Source organism: Streptomyces sp. BR123 (genome assembly GCF_013401435.1).
Taxonomy (GTDB): domain Bacteria; phylum Actinomycetota; class Actinomycetes; order Streptomycetales; family Streptomycetaceae; genus Streptomyces.
In genome coordinates, this window is the sequence record NZ_JACBGN010000668.1 from 1 (window position 1) to 635 (window position 635).

General features: G+C 75.4%; 1 protein-coding gene. It reads right to left on the bottom strand.

Features of this window, described 5'->3' with window-relative positions; all coding sequences use genetic code 11:
- On the bottom strand, positions 1-635 hold a 635-nt coding region (locus HYE82_RS36960; RefSeq protein WP_306439700.1), incomplete at both ends, for a DUF6777 domain-containing protein.

Here is a 635-nt window from a genome sequence, read left to right on the forward strand (position 1 = left end):
GTGCGGGGCTCAGGGAGGTCTGCGGTGTCGCGGGAGGCGGGGGAGGCAGCGGCGGCGGCGGGACGGGCCGGTCCCGGTCCTCGGGTCCCTTCGGGTGGCCGGGGCCTCGCTCGTACCAGCGTCCGGTGCGCTGGTCGTAGATGGTGACCTTGTCGATGGTCTTGGTCGCCGGCTGGACCACCACCACGTTCTGCGGCCGGTACGCCGCCCAGGGCGCACCCTGCCGCGTCGAACCGGCCCGCAGCGGCACCGGCTCGCCCAGCGGGTTGCCGCAGGCGCAGCGCACCCGGGGCACGCCGCGGCCGTCCACGAGGACGGCGGTGCCGGCCTGGAGCACGGCCTGGTAGGGGACCGGGCGGCCGTCCCGATAGCCGTGGTTGGTGACCCGGGTGTCGTTGCGCAGGGTCACCGAGGTGAGCGAGCGCAGGTAGCCGGGCACGGCCGACGGCTCGATGCCGAGCGCCTCGGCGAACGCCCGGTTCCTGTCCGGCCCGGCGGCCAGCAGCCGGACCTGCTTGTCGATGTCGCAGCTGGCGACGTTCCGGGTGCCGCCGTACAGGGTCGGGGACGAACCGGTGACGGTCCGCGCGGTGATCGGGCCCGTGACCGTGGCCCGGGGCGGAGGCTGTCTCTTA